This is a genomic window from Archangium primigenium (assembly GCF_016904885.1).
Taxonomy (GTDB): domain Bacteria; phylum Myxococcota; class Myxococcia; order Myxococcales; family Myxococcaceae; genus Cystobacter; species Cystobacter primigenius.
On the sequence record NZ_JADWYI010000001.1, the window covers coordinates 7,908,603 to 7,927,050 of the forward strand.

Here is an 18,448-nt window from a genome sequence, read left to right on the forward strand (position 1 = left end):
CGCCCCGGAATCCGGCCACCGCCCGCACGAATGCATTTCGCGTAACGCGGCTCGCAGATGTCTGTTCGCCACCGTTCCCGTTCGGCCTCACTCGGGAGGTCGAGAATGGGCACGGCTTCGACTTCAGGATGAGTGGTCGTGACCTTGCCGGGAAGCAATTGCTCTGGACGTTGAGCCGAGGGAGCAACGGCCGTACATCTTTCGTATTGCCCGGGATTCTCCTTCAAACAGCAGGACACCGTGCTGTCAGTGGGATTGCACTCCGCCACGTGAGCGCAGCCCCCCACACAGAGAAGCAGTAAACCCACGACGAACGTCCGAATGCCACGCGGGCAGCCCCTGAGATCGCGCCGCATCACAGCAGCTTGCCCGGGTTGAGGATACCGAGCGGATCCAACGCCGCCTTGAGCGTGTGGTGCAGCGCCGTGGACGTCGCGCCCAGCTGGCGCTCCAGGAAGGGCCGCTTGAGCAGGCCCACCCCGTGCTCCCCGGTGAGGGTGCCCCCCAGGTCGAGCGTCACCACGAGGATGTCGTCGAACGCCGCCTGGGCCCGCGCCACTTCATCCGGGTCTTCCCGGTTGAACACGAGCGTGGGGTGCATGTTGCCGTCCCCCGCGTGTCCGAACGTGCCGATCAGCACGCCCCGCCGCTCGGCGATGCGCTCCACCGCCGCGAGCAATTCCGGCAGGCGGGAGATGGGCACGCACACGTCATCGAGCAGCGCCGTCCCCTCCTTCTCGAACGCGGAGAAGGCGAAGCGCCGGGCCGCCATCAGCGCCTCGCCCTCGGCCTGCTCGGAGGACTGGACGACGAAGGTCGCGCCCGCCGCCTCGCACGCCGCCGCCATCCGCGCGCACTCGGCCACGCCCTGCTCGCCCCCCGCGTCCGAGCGGGCCAGGAGCAGCGCCGCCACGTCCACGTCCAGTCCCAGGGGCCGGTGCTTCTCCACGGCGCGCACCGTGGTCCGGTCCATCAGTTCCAGGAGCGAGGGTTTGAGGCCCCTCATGATGTCCAGCACCGCCCCGCCCGCCGCCGCGAGCGAGGGGAACGCCGCCACCAGCGTCGTCGCCGGAGGGGGCTTGGGCCGCAGGCGCAGGGTGGCCTCGGTGATGATGCCCAGCGTGCCCTCGGAGCCGACGAACAGGCGCGTCAGATCGTAGCCCGCCACGTTCTTCACCGTGCGCCCGCCCGTGCGCACCACGTTCCCATCCGCCAGCACCACCTCCAGCCCCAGCACCGCGTCCCCCGTCACGCCGTACTTCACGCAGCACAGGCCGCCCGCGTTGGTGGCCAGGTTGCCGCCCAGCGAGGAGAACTCCCAGCTCGCCGGGTCCGGCGCGTACCAGAGCCCCTGCTCGGCCGCCGCCGCCTTGAGCGTGCCGTTGATGACGCCGGGCTGGACGACGGCGAACAGGCACTGGGTGTCCAGCTCCAGGATGCGGTTCATCCGCGTGAGCGACAGCACGATGCAGCCGTCCACCGCGTTGCACCCCCCCGCCAGGCCCGAGCCCGCGCCACGCGCCACCACGGGCACCCGGTGCGCCGAGGCCACCCGGAGCACGGCCTGCACCTCCGCCGTGCTCCCGGGGCGCACGAGCACCCGAGGCATGCCCGCCGGCGCCCACCCCGCGTGGTCGTACCGGTGGGCCTCCAGCACATCCGCATCCGTGATGACGGCTTCCGCCGGAAGCACGGCCGCCAGGGCGGCCAACAGGTCCGCGCGCATGTCTTCTCCCCCCTCTTGCTCCAATTACTTGGGCATGACCCCGAAGGCCTTGAGCATCGCGACGGCGATGCCCATGAGGCTCTCGCCCGCGATGAAGCCCGAGCTGACCGGGAGCACGGCGGCCTCGGCGAGCTGGGGCTTGCGGCGGCGCAGCACCTCGGCGATCGCCGCGCCGATGAAGAAGCTGATGGAGCTCGCCCCGGGGATGACGATGGACAGGCCCAGGCCCGACGCCGAGGGGATGAAGGGCTTGGCGCTCTTGGGCGCCCAGCGGTCCAGCAGCACCAGCGCCACGCCCAGGGTGAGGCCACACACGGCGCCGATGCGCGCGGACACCGGCAGGGACTCCACGCCGCTCATGAGCATCTTGGACACGCCCGCCCAGACGAGCGACGAGGGCGCGGGGAACTCCTCGGTGCCCAGCACGTCCGCGCTCGGCACGAGCAGGTTGAAGGCGGGCACCACCACCGCCGCCCCCGCCACCACGCCGAAGAGCTGCGCGACGAACTGCTGGCGGGGATTCGCCCCGAGCAGCCAGCCGGACTTCAAGTCCGTGAGCAGGTCCGCCGAGTGCAGCCCCACGCCGCCCGTGGCGTTGGCGCTCATGATGTTGGCGGTGAGGTTGCCCGGGAGCAGGCCGCCGTAGAGCAGCTGCGTCACCGGCCCGAGCGCCTTGGTGGGCGTGGTGTCCGTCTCGCCCGTGACGCGCGAGGCGATGACGCCCATCACCACCGCCAGCGGCAGGGCGATGACGCCCGCCCACCAGGGAATCTGGAAGAGGTAGGCCATGAGCCCCACCACCACGGGGCCCAGCACCAGGAAGCCCAGGGGGAACCACGAGGGCGGGCACTCGATGTCCGCGAGCGGATCCCGGTTCTCCTCCGTCTTCTTGCCGAACAGCCCCGCGAGCGCCTGGAAGGATTTGGCCACGCTGCGCCACTGGAAGGCGAAGGACAACAGGCCCGAGGCCACCAGCAGCGAGGCGCCCGTCCACAGCGTCCAGGCGTTGATGGCCTTGTAGGACACCTCGGGGATGACGCCCCGGCTGACCATCTCCGGCGCGAGCACGCCGTAGGTGAGCAGCGCGCCCACGAGCATGGACCAGCCCGTCTTGAAGCTCACCAGCGCGCCCGCGCCCACGAGCAGGAGGCTCAGGTCCAGGGAGAGCGTCCACGCCCCGGCGGGCTTGCCGCCCAGCATGAAGGGCAGGCTCAGCTTGGCGGGCAGGTTCCACGCGAGCCAGGCGCCCTTGGCATCGCGCCACACGGCCACGGCCGCGCCGATGAGGCCCGCGATGCCCAGGTAGCGCGCCTTGCCGCGCGAGCGCTCGTCATGCCCGTGCAGCGCCTGGAGCGTCTCGGCGGTGGCGGTGCCGGTGGGGAACGGCAGCTGCTCGATGTTGATGAGCTGGCGCTTGATGGGGATGGCGGCGAAGACGCCCAGCGCGGACACGGCGGCGAACCACGCCACGAGCCAGCCCGAGGGCGGCAGCGCTCCGGTGAGCATGAGCAGCGCGGGCACGGCCGCCATGTTGCCGCCGCCCGTCATGTACCCGGCCGCCGAGGCCACCGAGCCCATGGCGTTGTTCTCCAGGGTGGTGAAGTCGTCGCGCACCAGGCCCACGCCGCGCAGCATGCCGAAGGTGGCGAAGGCGAGGATGCACGCGGTGAGGGTGACGCCCAGGCTCCAGCCCGTCTTGAGGATGACGTACAGGTTGGACAGGCACATCACCGCGCCAATGAGCATGCCCGCGATGACGGCGCGCACGGTGAGCTGCCGCGCGCCCCCCTGGTAGACGTGCTCCAGCCAGTAGCGCTCGGGGTCCTCCTTCTCGGGGGGAGGCGCCGACGGCGGAACGGGCTCGGGTTGGATGCGCAGCTGCTGGGGCGAGGGCGAGACGGGTGCGGTCATGTGGAGGCCCCAACAATAGCCGGAACCTCAGTGCTCGTGCGCGCCGCCCGGACCGTGGGCGTGGCCGTGCTCCAGCTCCTCGGCGGTGGCCTGACGCACCTCGTGCACCGTCACGTCGAAGTGCAGCGTCTTGCCGGCGAGCGGGTGGTTCAGGTCCACCACCACCGTGTCGCCCTTGAGCTCGCGGATGGTGATGGGGATGACGTCGCCGTCCGCCGTCTGCGCGGAGATGCTCAGGCCGGGCTCGAGCGGCGCGCCCGGGGGGAACATGGTGCGGGGCACTTCCTGCAGGCCCCGGGCGTCGTGCTCGCCGTAGCCCTGGGCGGGCACCACCACCACCTGCCTGGCGTCCCCCGCGGACAGGCCGGCCAGCTGGCCCTCCAGCCCCGGGACGATCTGCCCCCGTCCATGAATGTAGGCCAGGGGCTTGCCGGGGGCGCTCGAGTCGACGGTCTTCCCGTCACCGAGATGCAACCGATACTCCAACGAGACCACGCAATCCTTGGACACCTTCATGTGGGACGGCTCCCTTGACCCGACCTGGGATGTGGGGTTTCCCGGCGGTATGGGCCAGACCCGGGCCCAAAGGCAACCCCGTGCCACGAGGAAGCGCGACAAACGGACGATTCCGGCCGCGCCCGGGCCGCGCTCAGGCCTTCGGGGCGGACGGCTCGTCGGCCGCGGGGTCCTTCTCTCCCCGGGCCACGTAGACGGCGGCGGCCAGGTCCCCCGTCACGTTGAGCGTGGTGCGGCACATGTCCAGGAAGCGATCCACGCCCAGCACGAGCGCCAGGCCCTCGGGGGGAATCTTGAACATGCCCAGGATCATCGCGATGACGGGGATGGAGCCCGCCGGCACGCCCGCGGTGCCGATGCCCGCCAGGATGCAGATGAACATGATGACGATCTGGTTGGGCAGGGTCAGCGTCACGCCGAACACCTGGGCGAGGAAGAGCACGGTGACGCCCTCGAAGAGCGCGGTGCCGTTCTGGTTCATGGCCGAGCCGGCGGTGAGCACGAAGCGCGAGACGTTGCGCGGCAGCTTGAGGTTCTCCTCGGCCACCTTGAGCGCGGTGGGCAGGGTGCCGCTGGAGGACGCGGTGGAGAAGGCGGTGACGATGGCCAGGCGGCAGTCGCGGAAGAAGGCGATGGGGTTGCGCCCGCCGAGAAAGCGCACGGACAGCGAGTATACGCCGAACATGTGCAGCGCGAGCGCCAGCAGCACCACGCCCACGTAGGCCGCCACCTGCATGAGGATGCCGAAGCCCAGGCGCGCCGTCATGGTGAAGAGCAGCGCGGCCACGCCCACCGGCGCCAGGCGCAGCACGGCGTCGATGAGCGTCATCATCACGTCGTAGAGCCCCTGGATGGCGCCCTTGAGGGCCCGCGCCCCCTCGGTGTCCGTCACCGCCAGGGCCACGCCGAAGAAGAGCGCGAAGACGATGAGGGCGATCATGTCCCCATCCGCCGCCGCCTTGACGGGGTTGTTGGGCACCATGGCGGTGATGAGCGCGGGCACCGAGGTGTCGCTCGGCGCGGGGGCCGCCTTCACCGCCGTGCCCTGCTGGATGAGGGCGCGCGCCTCGTCACTCAGGCCCTTGCCCGGCTGGAACACGTTGACCGCCACCAGGCCGATGAGCACCGCGATGGAGGACACCACCACCGTGTAGCCCAGCGTGCGCAGGCCCAGCCGCCCCAGCTGCTTCAAGTCCAGCTCGCACACGCCCATGACGAGCGCGGCGAAGAGCAGCGGCACCACCAACATCAGCAGCATCCGCAGGAAGAGCGTGCCCACGAGCGACGTGATGTTCGTCACCACCCACTCAAGCCAGGGCGCGCCGTGCGCGACGAGGTTGGCGAGGATGCCCGCGCCCGTGCCGATGACGATGCCCAGGAGCATCTTCTGGTGCTGCTTCATCTGGAATCCTCACCGCGTGTGGGGGGGTTGAAAGGGCGCGCAGCCTACCGGTTCGCCGGGGCGCCCGTCTCGCGCAGTCGTCCGGCGACGCGCTCGGCCCACTCGGGCTCCACCTCCAGGCACGCCGCCTTGCGGCCCAGCCGCACCGCCGCCGCCGGCATGGAGCCGCTGCCCGCGAAGGGGTCCAACACCCAGTCCCCCGGCCGGCTCCAGGTGCGCACGAGCGGCTCCAGCACCGAGAAGGGCTTGTGGTGGGGGTGGTTGCCCCAGCGCGCCGCCTCGCTGTCGTCGTCGTAGCCGCCCACCACCGCCCAGGTCGTGGGTGGGTCCTCCAGCCGGGGCTCGGGCGCGGGCGTGCGCGCGAGCACCAGCGCCACCTCGTAGACGCGCAGCATCTGCTCGTTGGCGTTCTTGTCCGTGGTGCGCTTGCCCCAGACGTACTCGCCCCGCAGGTGCTCGAAGCCCAGCGCGCGCGCCGTGGCGAGGATGGGCTCCTTGCCCAGGAGGTTCGTCCAGATGGCCAGGGGGGCGTCCGGCGTCAGGTGCGCCACCGCCCGCGTCATCCACGCCTCGGTGAAGGTCCGGTAGTCGCGCACCGTCTCGAAGCGCACGATGGGGTTGCGGTCGATCTTCTTGTGCTCGCGGGGGTCGCGCAGGTCGCCCCCCTTGCGGCGGCGCGTGAGCAGGCAGTAGGGCGGATCCGTGTGCAGGAAGGCCGCCCGGGTCTCGCCCAGGACGTGGCGGTAGCCGCCGGGCTCGCGCGCATCGGCCCGCACGCAGCGGAAGGACTCGCTCTCGGGGTGGGGATTCATCCGGCGCGCACCCTACCCCAGCCGCCCCGCTTCACCACCCCCGGGCCGTGAAGACACCGGCTAGCGCTTGCGCCGCGCCGGGGCCGCCCGGCCCCACCGCCCCTGGAGCCGGGCCTCGGAGGCGAGCGCCTCGTCCCACGAGGGCCCGTCCGGCAGCAGCCGCGGGGCATGCTCGAGCAGGAGCCGCTCCAGGGCCCGCTCCTCGCACAGGCGCCGGAACTCGTGCGCGTCCAGGCCCTGCTCGGCCCACCAGGCCTCGCGCCCCTCGGGGGCCACGCCCAGCCCACGCCAGACGTCCGCCTCGGCCCGGGCCACCTCCTCCGGCGTGGGCGACAGGCCCAGGGAGCGCGCCCACCCCGCGAGCAGCGCCCGGCGCAGGCCCGCCTCCGCCAGGGCCGCCGCGTCCGGCGCGGCGCGCAGCTCCTCCAGCACGTCCTCGGTGGAGCGCAGCGCGTCCTCCGTGCCGCACAGGCCCTCCACCAGCCGGCGGCGGCGGACATAGGAGGACGGCGGGGCGCGGGGCCTGTCCGGCGGCGGCGCGGGGCGGGCCCCCGAGGCGATGAACGCCGCGGCGGCCTGGAGGCAGGCCTTGGCGTCCTCGCGCTTCAAGTCCACGAGGCCCGGCGCCGTCCACGTGGCCCACTTGGCCCGGGTGTCCGGGCTCCACGCCGGGCCCAGGGCCTTGAGCAGCCGGGGCCAGGTGCGGTCCTGGTAGAAGGCCGCGAGGGCCGCGTCCACCAGCGCCTGGGCCTCCTCGGGCGAGAGCACGCCCTCCTCCCGGGCCCGGCGCGCCGCGTGGCGCACGTTGACCAGCGGCACCGTGAGCCCCCGGAAGCCGTGCTCGGCGTCCGCGTGCAGGAGCGCCACCTCCGCGTCGTCCACCAGTTCGCCCCGCTGGTAGGCCTCGAAGATGGCGCCCACGCCCACCATGCCGTGGCCGGACAGCTCCGCCGCGCGCAGGGCCCCCATGCTGCCGCCGCCGAACACCGCCACGCCCGCGTCCAGCGCGGCCAGCACCTCGTGGTGCCACACGGAGGGCTGCGCCTCGAAGACGCCGTCCACCAGGGCGATGGCGCGCGGCCGCAAGGACAGGGCCCGCCAGAGGTCTCCCTGGCCCGCGGGCGGCAGCACCCGGCAGGGCACGAGCGCCTCGGCCTCCGCTTCCGGCAGCGAGGGACCGAGGAAGACGATGAGGTCCTCCGGACGCACGGGAGCGGGAGGCCGTTTCACAGCAACTCCGAGACACGCAGGCCCGGCACCACCACACGCACCACGTGGAGTCCGGGGAGGGGGGCGCGCAAATCGACGGCGGCGGCCCGCGCGAAGCCCGCCGCCGCCAGCAGGCGCAGCACCTCGCGCACCGCGTCCTCGGGCGAGCCCAGGGCCGTGGGGACGGGCTCGGGCAGGGCGGACACGTCCCGGCGCGCCCGGGTCCCGGCGCACGCGGCGGCCAGGGCCTCCAGGGCCTCGGTGTCGCCGGCCTCCACGTCCTCGCGCGCGCCGTGGATGTCGGTGAGGCGTGACTGCGCCGCCTCCAGCAAGGCCCCGAGCAGCGCCTGCTCCCGCGTCAGCGCGCACGCGTAGCCCGCCGCCAGGGGCACGGGCCCCCGCTCCCGGTCCACCAGCATCGCCCCCCCCACCGGCAGACCCACCGCGCCCACCGTCTTGCCGTCCGGCGAGAGATCGAAGAGGTACACGTCGAAGCCCCGCGTCCCCAGGCTCCGGGCGAGCGCGGCCACGCGGGGGGCACCGGCCTCCAGGCCCTCGGGGCGCAGCAGGCGGGAGCGCAGCACGGACTCCGTCCAGCCCTCCGGCAACAGGCGCGCGAGCTGATCCCGCTCGGTGGCCTCCAGCAGCGCGTGCAACAGCGCCCGGGTGCGCTCCGGGTGCGCGCCCGAGCCATTGCTCGTCCACTGCACGCACACCGGACCGAGCGCGGGCGCGCCCGTGGGCGGGCAATACACCCCCTGGGCGGGCACGAGCACGGGCTGGCCCGTGTGCAGCTCGGTGGCCTCGCGCCAGGCACAGCGCACCCGGGGACTCCACAGCCGCCCGGCGACCACCCCGCCCCGGGTGCCCAGCGCCTCGGCGCCCCAGGCGGCCTCGCCCCGGGCCGTCCACCCCTCCAGGCTGCCCCAGCGCAACTGCTCGGCGGGGACGTTCTCCGCGCCCCACAACTCCGCCGTCTCCAGCAGGGCGCCCGCCGAGGCCGACGCGAAGTCCAGCCCCTTGCCGTTGCACACCTGGAGCACGTACCCGCCCGGCCGCACCGCGACGGCCACCTCCACGCCCGCCCGGTCCAACCCCGTCACCCGGGCCACGCGGGAGACGCCCAGCGCCGGGGCGAGCCGCGCGAGGAAGTCAGGCGTCAGGGGCGGCGCGGGCGGCAGGGACACGGGGGCACTCGAGGGCGGGCGGGAGCGGCGGCGCAGGATGCCGAGTCAGGCCGTCCAGGTGCAAGCGTACTCGCAGGCGCCGTGGCCCCGGGCGCGGCATTTCGTGTGGGTGATGCGCACGTCGCGGCCCCCGCTCAGCTCGATGGCGCGCTGGTACCACCCGATGATGGTGAGGCAGTCCGCCTCGGTGACGTTCTCCGCGCCCACGGTGCGCAGCAGCGCCGAGCGCTCCCCGGTCTTCTCGTACGAGCGCGCGCCCACCGCGTAGTACAGCCGGTAGATCTCCGGCGCGTGGCTGAGCAGGAAGTGGGGGTCGCCCTTGCGGATGAAGACGTGGTGGGGACCGGTGAGGTTCTCCTCGGCGGAGGCGCGGCCCATGTCGATGAAGGCCTTGTTGCGGTCCCGGGGGGACAGCGCCTCCGCGATGGCCGCGTCCAACCGGAGGTTCAAGTCCAGGGGATACCAGCCGATGGGCATGATGACGCCACTGAGGACCTTGCGATCCTCGGGGGACAACTTCTGAAGCACCTCTTGCAGGCGGCCCGGCGCGCTCTGCCTCATCAAGAGGTTGAGGCGGGCGATCAGGACACTGCCCTTGATGCGGCCGGCCCCCCCAGTGATTGCCATGGTGTGAAGTCCTCGGTGAGGCCCGGCATTGTGACAGCCCGACTGAGGACACGGCAATACAAGGAATCGCGGGAATCAGCGAGCGCCTGGTTCCCGCGGATGGTTCTCCAAGTTGTCGCCGAACACCCGGGGTCCACGCATCTCCGCGGCCAGCAACACCACGGTCTCCGCCGCCGGATCGGCGCGGGGATTCATGCGCGCGAAGGACTCACGCAGTTCGTTCCGCAACGACCGGAACTCCATGCGCATCTCCTCGCGGAAGGCGACCACCTCGGCCCACAGCCGCTCCATCCGTTCCTCATGCGTGTCCATGCGCGTTTCCATCGCATCCATGCGCGCGTCCTGCCCGTCCGCTCGTCCCCCCAGCGCCTGCACCGCCTTCAGGATCTGGATGCCCATGTCCTCGCTGATTCCCGCCATGACGTGTTCCTCCTCGCCCACCCAGGACCGTCCCCGGGGCGCTCGCCTGCCCGCCCTCCAGCGGGCAACGAACGACGAGGAAGATACGCCCGCTCTGGTGACCTTTCAAGTTGGGTATCGCGAGTGACCCATGAAGGAAGGTGGGCACCTGGACGAAAAGCCCTTTTAACTTCCCACCGACCCGGGTGTTCCTCGGGGTGTGAAGGCCCTGGACACCACCCTCCGGCGGACGGACGCGCGGGCGGAGCCCGACGACGAGGCCCTGTGCCGCGCCTTCCTGGCGGGGGACGAGGAGGCGTTCGGGGTGCTCGTCGCCCGGCACCGGGTGCTCGTGTTGTCGCTGGTGCGGCGCTACGCCACCTCGCCCGAGGACGCGGCGGACCTCGCCCAGCAGGCGTTCCTCCGGGCCCTGGAGGCCTCGCGCCGGGTCTTCTCCCGCTGGAGCCTCGCGGGCCCCATGCCCTTTCGGGCGTGGCTCATCCGCATCGCGCTCAACCTGGGGAAGAACCATGCCCGCCAGGGCCGGCGCTGGCTCAGGGCCGTGGAGACGCCGGAGCCCGAGTCCCCGGACGAGTCCGCGCACGAGTCCCTGGAGCGCGCCGAGCGCGAGCGGCAGGTGCGCGCGGCGGTGCTCACCCTGCCCCGCCGCCAGCGCGAGGTGCTCACCCTGCGGGTGGACGCGGGCCTGGCCTTCAAGGACATCGCCGAGTCGCTCGGCATCACCGAGACCAATGCGAAGGTGAACTTCCATCACGCCGTGAAGCGCCTCCGGGCGCGGGTGGCCGAAGCGCCCGAGGAGGAGCGCCCATGAAGGCGAGCCATGAGTCCGAAGAGACGTTGAGCCTGTGGGCCGCGGACGCCCTCGAGCCGTCCGACGAGGCCCGGGTGCGTGCGCACGTGGAGGCCTGCGAGGCCTGCCGCCGCGAGGTGGACGCCCAGCGCGAGGTGCTCGGGCTGGCCGCGCTGCCGCCGCCGTCCGTCCGGGAGCAGGCCGTGCTGGAGGCCTTGCCCCGCACCACCGTGGGCGTCTGGCGGCGCACCCAGGTCCGTCAGGCCGCGCGCATGCGGACCACGGGCGGGCTGCTCGCCGTGGCCGCCGCCGCCCTGCTGATGATCGGCCCCATGACCCGGACGTCCACTGTCTCCCCGCCCCGCGCCACCACGCCCGTGGGCTCCGCCACGGCCCCGGCCGACGAGGAGATCCTGACGCTGGAGCAGTGGGCCCTGGCGGACCCCTTGTCCGACGCGCTCGATGACTGGGACACGGGGCTCGACACATCCGACGACGGCGTCGACGCGTGGGACGTCGAGCCCGAGGACTTCCTCTCTCCCGCCCCGTTTGGAGACACCCCATGAAGACCCACCCTTGGCTCGTCCTCGCCCTCACCCTGCTGCCCGTGGCGGCCCCCCACGCCGCCGAGCCGGACGGCGCCGAGCGCGCGCAGAAGCAGGCGCGCATGAAGCGCGTGCTGTCGCTCGCGGAGGACCTCGAGCTGAACGAGGCCCAGGCCCTGAAGATGGCCGAGACGATGCGCCAGTTCGACGAGCGCCGCCTGCCCTTGCTGCGGCAGGTGCACGCCTCCGCGCAGGTGCTGCGGCGGGCCGCCAAGGGCGACGCCTCGCTCCAGGCGCAGGTGGATCAGGCCGTCCAGCAGGTGTTCGACGCCCGCGCCCAGCTCACCGCCCTGGAGCGCGAGCTGTACCAGACCCTCGCCCGGGAGCTGCCGCCCCAGAAGCGCGCCCAGCTCGCCATCTTCCTGGCCCGCAACGACGGCAAGATGAAGTGGCGCAAGGGCGACCGGGACTAGGGCTCCCTCCCCAAGCAGGCGGCCGGACACACCGGACCGCTCGCGGCGCTGCGCGGCCGACGCCTGGCCGCTATGAGAAAGCCCCTCATGAGCACGCTTTCCCTCAAGTACGTGGCCCTGGGTGACTCCTCCGGTGTGGGTGTGGGGGGTCGTCCGGGCGGCTATGTGGAGTATCTCTTCCAGCGGCTGCGCCGGACGCGGGACGGCGTGGGGCTGCTCAACCTCGCCGTGAGCGGCGCCACCAGCGCCACCGTGCTGTCCGGCCAGTTGGCGCGGGCCCAGCGCACCTCGCCCCAGGTGGTGACGCTCGGGGTGGGCATCAACGACCTGTGGCGCGGCGTGACGCCCGGCGAGTTCGAGTCCAACATGGACCGGCTGGCCAGCGGACTCGTCTCCACGGGGGCCCGGGTGGTGGTGTCCAACCTGCCCGACATGTCCCTGGCGCCCGTGGCCCGGCTCGCGGCCCACTTCCTGCCCCTGCCCCTCATCGTGGAGCGCATCGGCGCCTTCAACGCGGCGCTCGAGCGCGTCATCACCCGCCACGGGCTGCTGGGGGTGGACCTGTACGCCCCCAGCCACGTGGAGCTCCCCGCCGGGAACTTCTTCTCCGCCGATGGCTTCCACCCCTCGGACGCGGGCTACCAGCGCATGGCGGAGCACTTCTGGCCGGTGCTGCAGCGGGCCTGCGAGGCCGCCCCCGAGCGGCCCCGCGCCACCGGCTAGGGCTTCGCTTGAGCAAGGCGTGCCGCGCCATTGTGGCGAGTGAAGAATACCATCCTAGAAGAGGAAAACTGGAAGTGGCTCAGGCGGATGCACTGCGCACGGCCGATCTCCAGTTCCTCACATTCAGTGCCGAATGTCTTGAGGTGTACGCCGGACACATGAAGCGGGTAGCAGAATCAGGGTAAAATGCACCCTTGTGGCTGGTCCAACTCCCGCTCAACTACCGCACCCCAGGGCACTGGGCGTACCCAGATATGACGGCTCGCCATATGTGACGAGCCGTGATGGTCGGCTCATCACCACGCGTGTCCTTCTCGACGGAGATAATGAGGCTGACGTAGCATCGCTTCCTTCAGCAGTCGGCTCACGCCCGCGCGTCTATTGTCCGTTCTGTGGCTCGCTCGGACAGTACCGGCTACCGCGCAAAAAACCGGAGATCATCATTCCGCACTTTGCGCATGCGGATGATGATGAGTGTGTCTCCGCAGCGCTAGAGAGCATCCTCCACCGGCGCGCTAAGCGATTCCTCTTTGATGGACTCCAGCGCCTGCGCCATCAGGACAGGCCTCTCTTGGGTTTGGTGAAGTGTCGGCGATGCAAAGAGCCTTACTCCAAAGAAATCCTGCATTCAGGCTCATGGGCGCAGGAATTGGAGGAAGTGCGGGATGCATCAACAGGGCGAAAGCCCGATGTTGCAGCACTCGACGAGAGAGGCGGTCTCGCCTTCTTCTTCGAAGTGCATGCGACCCATTTAGTGGATGAGGCGAAAACGCGCGACTACAACGCGGGCTCGACGCCAGGCATCGAACTCGATGCCTCCACATTGGTGGGTGAGCACGGTGAATGTTTATGGTTCGGCGTGGAGCCCCTCCGTGAAGCAAGGGCAAGTTGGCATTCAGAACGTGAGCCGCGCAGCTTCAATGTATGCAATTCATGCCGTGTTGCTCCTGAAGGGCTATCCGCTTTAATTACCTTGATCCATACGCTCTACCGCTCCAAACCCGAGAATGGATTGCAACTGCTACACACTGCAGGCGAGCACATGGGGCTCAAGGGCTCATGGACAGTTCAGGCTGGCGCTGAAGCATTGTCATGGCCAGTAGAGCAGCCAGAGTTGATTCGCGAGAAATGCGGCGATGCCACCGCTCGAGTCCTCGCCAATCGCACACAATGGCCCATGCCCACAGAAATCCTGACAACAGGCTTCAAACTCAGGGAGGAAAACCCCTGGAAGAAGGAACCGCTTCCCGTGGTGCTCGAGAACCCATACTCAGCCCTGTGTAATATGGCCTCGCGAAAGAACGTGGTCAAGCAGGAGGAACTTGGGTTCGCCGATCTCCTCGTCGAGGCACAAGAGCTCGTGCTGAGGTCTGAGCGTTATAATGCATACGCGGGGCAAGCATTGGCGCGAAGCATACAAGATGGACATGCGGCTTACATCGCCGAAGATCTAGCAAAATTGGTTGCACGTGTCGTCCATGCAGACGCGCGGGAGGTGCTCTCTTGTCTTCAAACCACTGCAAAAACAGGTGATTTTCTCGTCTCTGGGCAGTGGGAGCAGGAGAATGTGATCGCACTCAAGGCGGTGGCCGACATAGAAGCACGCGTAAGCGAAAGGATATGTGCGCGCCGCTTGCACAGCCCTCTCCCCCTAGGTGAACACCGATTGAAAGAATTAACGGAGGATCAGCGCAAGGCTGTCGAAACAGCGCTCAACTACCGGTTCTCGATCATTACCGGTGGGCCGGGCACAGGCAAGACACATGTAGTCAAGAGCATCGTACTTGAATCTTGGGCTAGAAACAAAGGTGACCGGTGGTTCCTGGCTGCACCAACGAACAAAGCCCTTCAACGCCTCAGAATGATGACGAACACATACCCATCAAAAGCACGCACCGTTCACGCGTGGCTCCGAAAAAGCAAAGAGTTCGAGCACAATCCTCCGCATGGCCTCATTATAGATGAGTCGAGCTTCCTCGATATAGAGCTAATGGATCAGGTGCTCGAACTGGCCAAGGACGTCAGGCGGCTTGTGCTGGTGGGGGATCCGGATCAATTACCGAGTATTGGCCATGGCGCAGTTCTCAAGGATCTACTCGCCAGTGGCGAAGTAAAATCCGTGAGGCTCTCAAAAGTTCATCGCGTCGAAAAAGGCCGGGACGCACTTATCGACGCATCGCATTCCATTCTCCAAGGCAGACTGCCATCGCCCGGTGAAGGAGTAACACTCCTTACTCCCGAAAAAAATGTCCTCGACATGGCTTTCCGCGAATTCGCGCGCCTCATAGCCGAGGCGAACGGCAATCTTGGCGAGGTACAGGTCATCACGCCAAACAGAGAGACGGTGAAGGCGCTCAACGATCACATACAGACGCGTTTCAACGGGAGTAAACCTTTGCTGCCGTGCTCTCGCAACCTGCGACAAGGGGACCGCGTCGTCTGCAACACTACGGTACATGGCACGCGTCTCTTCAACGGCCTTCAAGGCGTTATCCAAAGCGGTTCTTCTGAGGGCCTGCTGTTGAAAATTGAGGGTGAGTCCGACCCGATATCAGTGGCACAGGCGCATGTGGACACACTCACTCCCGCGTATGCGATGACAGTGCACAAGGCCCAAGGTTCAGAATGGGCCCATGTGCTCATCGTCGCAGATCGTCCCAGTCGCATCTTTGATAGGAATCTATTGTACACGGCGGCGACGCGTGCCCAGCGCAGTTTGACCCTGGTAGGGACACATGCATTGCTCGCGTTAGCCGCCAAGCGAGTACGACCGCGAGTTACCCTCCTTGCAGACCTCGTTCGCAAGCGCCAGCGACAGACGGCTATTTCCGCAAAGAAGTAAACTGCCCCGACTGCACGTGGCGACACAACGCTGTGACACTGCTGCGGAGCCGATGACGCCGTCTCACAGCGGAGATCACGTGGCTTGAGGCTGAAAGCCACAGGCTTTGAACCATTGGGCCGCATCCGAGGCAGAAATGAGCAGCATGGCGTCCTCGACCGCCTGACGAAGTGCTGTGACGGTGCGCGCTTCTGCCGTCCGGAGCAATCCCTTGAGCTTGGACCATGCGAATTCAATGGGGTTGAGGTCGGGTGAATACGGAGGCAGGTAGAGCACCTGGCCTCCATGCTGCTCAATGAGGGCGATGGCTTCCTTTCGAAAGTGCGCCCCCGCTCTGTCCAACAAGACGATGTCTCCAGGCCGCAGCATCGTCAGGAGATAATGGCTGACGAAATGGAGGAAGACATCCCCAGTCGTGGCTCCCTCATTCATCATGACGGTTTCCAGCCCATCGAGACTGAGCGCGCCAATCATGCTCAGCACGGTGCCTCGATTGCGAGGGACAGCTTGCGCCACGCGTTGTCCCGTCGGGGCCCAGGCTCGTTCGCGCATCATGTCGATGGTGCAGCCCGCCTCGTCGATGCTCAACACCTTGGGAGTCGGAAGCTCGGGTTGTCGTTGGTGAAAGGCCTCTCGTTGGGCTTGGACGTCGGGTCGTTCGCGTTCGGTCGGGTAGCGGACTTTTTTTGAGCGTGTAGCCCAATCGCGTCAGCGTCCGGCCGATGGTTGCCACGCTCACTCGCACGCCTGTGCGCTCCGTCCACGCTCGCGCCATCTCGGCTCGGGTCCGGTCGGGTTGTTCATCGACCAGGCGACGAAAAGCGCTCAGCTCCCCATCGCCTATTAGGTGGGTTTGCCCACCCCCGTGCGGCCGCGGAGCAGGGCTTCCCGTCTCACGAGTGAGACGCATCCAGCGTTGGACCGTGGCCCTACCCACTCCGAAGCGACGTGCCAATTGCTTGGACGTCCCCTCTCCTTGCTGGAAGGCCTCAACCACCCGTTGCCTCAAGTCCATCGAGAGTGCTGTCGTTCCCATCGCTCCCGATCAACCCCTGGGCGCCTCAGCTCATTCGATTCCCGCTGTCAGTGCCTACCAAGGTCGCTAGTCCAGAGTGACAGCAAACCCAGTTATGCACTCCGAACAATAGCGACAATATTACGGACGCACCGAAGTGCCTAACGTCGGCTATTGGTGAGATGATGACTTGGCGATGTGCTGCTGCGCAGTACCGGCGAAGTACTCCGCACTAACTGACTCTCACTCCATCGCTCCCATTTTATCTTGCGACCAGCACACACGATTGGGTAGCGCATGCCGTAGTTCATCTGGGAGCATCGCGTTAACGCCACTCGCTACGACAAGCTGGCCGTCAATCACCTAGCCATGGTGCAGGTGGCGCTCCTCTTCAGCGACTTACGCCGCCTGCATCCGGCATAGACCGTGCCTAGGGCTCTTCCAGCTCGCGCACCCGGAAGTCGTCGAACCAGACCCCGGCGATGGGCGTGTACAGGCCCGCGAGGCCCTCGGACTTCAGCGCCGAGGAGCTCGTGTCCGTCACCATCAGGCGCACCTGGCCGTTGACCGAGGCGGCCAGCCGCACCGGCCCCGAGCCCCACGCCGCCAGGGTGAACAGGGCCCCCTCGCGCGCGGAGGACTGGCCGCTGGAGGCCTCGCCCAGCACCGTGTGGCTTCCGTCCTCGCGGTAGCGGCGGATTTGGATCCGACCCGAGGGCAGGTACACGAGCGCGTAGGCGGCCTGGCCCTGGGCGCGCAGCACCACGCCCGCCTCGTCCACCGCGAAGGCCTGCAGCCACGCCTCCACCTGACAGTCGCGGCAGCGCGAGGGCGAGGCCAGGGCCTGGTTGCCCCGCGAGGTGTCCAGGTCACTCACCGCGCGCTTGCCGTTGGTCAGCCACAGGCCCCGCTGGGACCAGTCCGACCCCAGGCTCTTGGAGGAGCTCCGGGAGAAGCCGTCCCGGAAGAGCTCCGTGCCCGGCGAGGGCAGTTCCTCCGGGGGCGCGGAGGGGGGCGGCGGCGGGGGCTCGGAGCCACCGCCCCGGGCCTCCAGCTTCACGCGCACCATGTGGCCCCGGGAGTTGTCGTCCGGCGCCTCGCCGAAGAAGCAGGGCACCTCGGACACGCCCGCGGGCAGCGTCTCGAGCGCGTTGGGGTAGCCCTTGTAGGTGCCCTTCGTGTCGAGCACCACCGGCGCGCTGAACTTCCCGTCGCGCAGCGTCCGGGCATGAATCTCATACCCGCCGATGGACTGGCGCATGACGTTGTAGAAGACATACAGCGTGTCGCCCACCCGGGTGACGGCCGACTGCATCGCCCAGTCCCGCGAGGACTCCAGGAGCGTGCGCGAGCCGAAGGTCGAGCCGTTGAAGTGGCGGTGGTACAGCCGCTCCGTCTCGTCCTTGTAGACCAGGTGCATGCCGCCCTTGCCGTCCGCCACCGCGCTGAGCGCCGCCCCGTGGTAGATGCCGTCGGAGAAGGCGTCCTTCACCGAGCCCCACGCCTCCACCGGCTCGTTGTCGTCGCGGATGCGCATGCGCGTGGGCTCGAACCCGTCGTGCATGGCGTAGACGAAGACGAGCTTGGAGCCCACGCTGAGCAGCCGTCCGCCGCCGCGGCGCTTCACCCGGCCCAGGTTCGCCTGACGCTCGAAGTTCGAGCCGCCATCCGTGGACACGGACAGCACCGCCGTGGAGCCCCCATCCGACTCCAGACGGAAGGCCTGCACCCACAGGCGGCCCTTGGAGTCGCGCGCGAGCAAGGCCCGGGTATAGGCCGTGGAGTCGTCGGCGTTGAAGATGCGCACGGCGGGCTCCGGCGCCCAATCGTGGGTGCCCGCGCGGTAGCGCCACCATTGGAAGTACACGTCGTGCCGCGACGAGGCCTTGAGGCTGGGCGCCTCCCAGGAGTAGACGAGCGCCACGTCCTTGCCCACGGCGATGAGGTCCGCGCGGTCCGCGTGGCTCGCGTCCGGCTGGATGGGGGCGGCGTAGCGGAACGTGCGGCCCTCGTCATCCGAGCGGTAGAAGGACAGGCCGCGGCCATCCGCCCCTTCCTGCTGGATGGCCAGGAGCCACGTCGGTGCGTGGCCCCCTCCGGTATCGATCCGCACCGCGTGCCGCTGCGCCGGCAGCGTGAGCGCGTTGCCGACGCGCACTGGCATGACGGGTGTCGTGCTCGCGAGCACCGCCGCGATGACCGCCACAGAACTCCAGATCATTCCCTGGTCCCCCTCCGTTGAACTGGAGG

At 69.0% G+C, this 18,448-nt stretch carries 15 protein-coding genes and 2 pseudogenes; 5 read left to right on the plus strand and 12 right to left on the minus strand.

What is annotated here, in order from left to right; genetic code table 11:
• Positions 1–355: 355 nt before the first annotated feature.
• From I3V78_RS32505 to I3V78_RS32545, 9 genes are all read right to left on the minus strand, one after another.
• Entirely contained in the window at positions 356–1,726 is a 1,371-nt protein-coding gene (locus tag I3V78_RS32505; protein ID WP_204493716.1) for an FAD-binding oxidoreductase, read from the minus strand.
• 24 nt (positions 1,727–1,750) lie between these two features.
• Positions 1,751–3,637 (minus strand): OPT family oligopeptide transporter, encoded by a 1,887-nt coding sequence (locus I3V78_RS32510; RefSeq protein ID WP_204493719.1) that lies wholly within the window; start codon positions 3,635–3,637, stop codon positions 1,751–1,753.
• Positions 3,638–3,664: 27 nt separating this feature from the next.
• Positions 3,665–4,153, minus strand: a complete 489-nt coding sequence (locus I3V78_RS32515) for an FKBP-type peptidyl-prolyl cis-trans isomerase (RefSeq protein WP_204493722.1) — start codon at positions 4,151–4,153, stop codon at positions 3,665–3,667.
• Positions 4,154–4,286: 133 nt separating this feature from the next.
• Positions 4,287–5,555, minus strand: a complete 1,269-nt coding sequence (locus I3V78_RS32520; protein WP_204493725.1) for a dicarboxylate/amino acid:cation symporter — start codon at positions 5,553–5,555, stop codon at positions 4,287–4,289.
• 44 nt (positions 5,556–5,599) lie between these two features.
• Complete coding sequence (locus I3V78_RS32525; protein ID WP_204493727.1) at positions 5,600–6,367, minus strand: DNA-methyltransferase; 768 nt, start codon at positions 6,365–6,367, stop codon at positions 5,600–5,602.
• A 60-nt stretch (positions 6,368–6,427) separates the two neighbouring features.
• The gene (locus I3V78_RS32530; protein ID WP_204493732.1) at positions 6,428–7,597 is read right to left on the minus strand and encodes a TfuA-like protein; all 1,170 of its coding nucleotides are present in this window, start codon (positions 7,595–7,597) and stop codon (positions 6,428–6,430) included.
• Complete coding sequence (locus tag I3V78_RS32535) at positions 7,594–8,763, minus strand: YcaO-like family protein (protein ID WP_204493737.1); 1,170 nt, start codon at positions 8,761–8,763, stop codon at positions 7,594–7,596. The genes I3V78_RS32530 and I3V78_RS32535 overlap by 4 nt, the downstream gene beginning before the upstream one ends.
• A 45-nt stretch (positions 8,764–8,808) precedes the next feature.
• On the minus strand, positions 8,809–9,390 hold the full coding sequence (locus I3V78_RS32540) for a TIGR02265 family protein (RefSeq protein ID WP_204493739.1): 582 nt from the start codon (positions 9,388–9,390) through the stop codon (positions 8,809–8,811).
• Positions 9,391–9,465: 75 nt separating this feature from the next.
• Complete coding sequence (locus I3V78_RS32545; RefSeq protein ID WP_204493741.1) at positions 9,466–9,810, minus strand: hypothetical protein; 345 nt, start codon at positions 9,808–9,810, stop codon at positions 9,466–9,468.
• 199 nt (positions 9,811–10,009) lie between these two features.
• Here I3V78_RS32545 and I3V78_RS32550 point away from each other — a divergent pair, with 199 nt between their 5' ends.
• The 5 genes from I3V78_RS32550 to I3V78_RS40260 all read left to right on the plus strand — a co-directional run bounded on the left by I3V78_RS32550 (position 10,010) and on the right by I3V78_RS40260 (position 15,183).
• On the plus strand, positions 10,010–10,621 hold the full coding sequence (locus tag I3V78_RS32550) for a sigma-70 family RNA polymerase sigma factor (RefSeq protein WP_204493744.1): 612 nt from the start codon (positions 10,010–10,012) through the stop codon (positions 10,619–10,621).
• Positions 10,618–11,166 carry an anti-sigma factor family protein gene (locus I3V78_RS32555; protein WP_204493747.1) on the plus strand — a complete coding sequence of 183 codons (549 nt, stop codon included), beginning with the start codon at positions 10,618–10,620 and terminating at the stop codon, positions 11,164–11,166. Before I3V78_RS32550 ends, I3V78_RS32555 begins: the two co-directional genes overlap by 4 nt.
• Complete coding sequence (locus I3V78_RS32560) at positions 11,163–11,618, plus strand: hypothetical protein (protein ID WP_204493749.1); 456 nt, start codon at positions 11,163–11,165, stop codon at positions 11,616–11,618. The genes I3V78_RS32555 and I3V78_RS32560 overlap by 4 nt, the downstream gene beginning before the upstream one ends.
• An 87-nt stretch (positions 11,619–11,705) precedes the next feature.
• On the plus strand, positions 11,706–12,341 hold the full coding sequence (locus I3V78_RS32565) for an SGNH/GDSL hydrolase family protein (protein WP_204493752.1): 636 nt from the start codon (positions 11,706–11,708) through the stop codon (positions 12,339–12,341).
• Between the two features lie 271 nt (positions 12,342–12,612).
• Positions 12,613–15,183 carry an AAA family ATPase gene (locus tag I3V78_RS40260; protein WP_204493755.1) on the plus strand — a complete coding sequence of 857 codons (2,571 nt, stop codon included), beginning with the start codon at positions 12,613–12,615 and terminating at the stop codon, positions 15,181–15,183.
• Between the two features lie 75 nt (positions 15,184–15,258).
• Here I3V78_RS40260 and I3V78_RS32575 read toward each other — a convergent pair.
• From I3V78_RS32575 to I3V78_RS32585, 3 genes and pseudogenes are all read right to left on the minus strand, one after another.
• Positions 15,259–15,855, minus strand: a pseudogene (locus tag I3V78_RS32575) (IS630 family transposase); the annotation flags it as partial.
• 217 nt (positions 15,856–16,072) lie between these two features.
• Positions 16,073–16,219: pseudogene (locus I3V78_RS40405) on the minus strand (helix-turn-helix domain-containing protein); the annotation flags it as partial.
• 409 nt (positions 16,220–16,628) lie between these two features.
• The gene (locus I3V78_RS32585) at positions 16,629–18,419 is read right to left on the minus strand and encodes a hypothetical protein (protein ID WP_204493757.1); all 1,791 of its coding nucleotides are present in this window, start codon (positions 18,417–18,419) and stop codon (positions 16,629–16,631) included.
• Positions 18,420–18,448: the final 29 nt, after the last annotated feature.

Bases quoted from the DNA above. Each gene is read 5' to 3' on its own strand.
- I3V78_RS32525 (WP_204493727.1), bottom strand. From the start codon at position 6,367: ATGAATCCCCACCCCGAGAGCGAGTCCTTCCGCTGCGTGCGGGCCGAT.
- I3V78_RS32515 (WP_204493722.1), bottom strand. From the start codon at position 4,153: ATGAAGGTGTCCAAGGATTGCGTGGTCTCGTTGGAGTATCGGTTGCAT.
- I3V78_RS32540 (WP_204493739.1), bottom strand. From the start codon at position 9,390: ATGGCAATCACTGGGGGGGCCGGCCGCATCAAGGGCAGTGTCCTGATC.
- I3V78_RS32585 (WP_204493757.1), bottom strand. From the start codon at position 18,419: ATGATCTGGAGTTCTGTGGCGGTCATCGCGGCGGTGCTCGCGAGCACG.
- I3V78_RS32510 (WP_204493719.1), bottom strand. From the start codon at position 3,637: ATGACCGCACCCGTCTCGCCCTCGCCCCAGCAGCTGCGCATCCAACCC.
- I3V78_RS32505 (WP_204493716.1), bottom strand. From the start codon at position 1,726: ATGCGCGCGGACCTGTTGGCCGCCCTGGCGGCCGTGCTTCCGGCGGAA.
- I3V78_RS32545 (WP_204493741.1), bottom strand. From the start codon at position 9,810: ATGGCGGGAATCAGCGAGGACATGGGCATCCAGATCCTGAAGGCGGTG.
- I3V78_RS32560 (WP_204493749.1), top strand. From the start codon at position 11,163: ATGAAGACCCACCCTTGGCTCGTCCTCGCCCTCACCCTGCTGCCCGTG.
- I3V78_RS32565 (WP_204493752.1), top strand. From the start codon at position 11,706: ATGAGCACGCTTTCCCTCAAGTACGTGGCCCTGGGTGACTCCTCCGGT.
- I3V78_RS32555 (WP_204493747.1), top strand. From the start codon at position 10,618: ATGAAGGCGAGCCATGAGTCCGAAGAGACGTTGAGCCTGTGGGCCGCG.
- I3V78_RS32520 (WP_204493725.1), bottom strand. From the start codon at position 5,555: ATGAAGCAGCACCAGAAGATGCTCCTGGGCATCGTCATCGGCACGGGC.